Below are 470 nucleotides of genomic sequence, written 5' to 3'. Positions count from 1 at the left end.
GCCAACAATTCGGGCGATCCGGCGATCGGCGGCACGCCTGATCGGGTGCAGAAGACCTTCGGCTATATCGCCCCGGTCAGCTACTTCGATCTCGCGCTGACGTTCAACATTGCCAAGCGCTACAGCCTGCGCCTGATCGCGAACAACCTGCTCGACAAGGCCCCGCCGATCTTGGCGAATTCGTACAATATCAGCCTGGCGCGCAACAACACGATCCCGGCGCGCTATGACAGCCTGGGTCGCAACCTCGCGGTTGGCTTCACGGCGAACTTCTGAACGATCCTCGGAGGGAGCCCTGTGGTGCTCCCTCCGCTCTTTCGATCGATCACCCCAACCGCAGCGCCAGCGCCGCAAGCGTCACGAGTAGGATCGGGATGGTGAGCGTGACACCCACCCGAAAATAATAGCCCCAGCCGATCCGCACATCCTTTTGCCCAAGCACGTGCAGCCACAACAAGGTGGCGAGCGAA

General features: G+C 61.5%; 2 protein-coding genes. One reads left to right on the top strand and one right to left on the bottom strand.

All coding sequences use genetic code 11. From position 1 onward, the window contains the following. Positions 1-276, top strand: a 276-nt coding sequence (locus AACY08_RS29335) for a hypothetical protein (RefSeq protein ID WP_339472586.1), incomplete at its 5' end; no start/stop codon positions are given. Positions 277-325: 49 nt separating this feature from the next. Here the strand turns inward: AACY08_RS29335 and AACY08_RS29330 are convergent. Then, positions 326-470 (bottom strand): ArsB/NhaD family transporter (locus AACY08_RS29330; RefSeq protein WP_339472587.1); only part of this gene is annotated, 145 nt, incomplete at its 5' end.

The organism is Pseudomonas sp. EL_65y_Pfl1_R83, from assembly GCF_963970695.1.
Taxonomy (GTDB): domain Bacteria; phylum Pseudomonadota; class Gammaproteobacteria; order Pseudomonadales; family Pseudomonadaceae; genus Aquipseudomonas; species Aquipseudomonas tritici.
The sequence above is the reverse complement of the archived record's forward strand: the minus strand, read 5'-3'. Positions and strand labels throughout refer to the sequence as shown.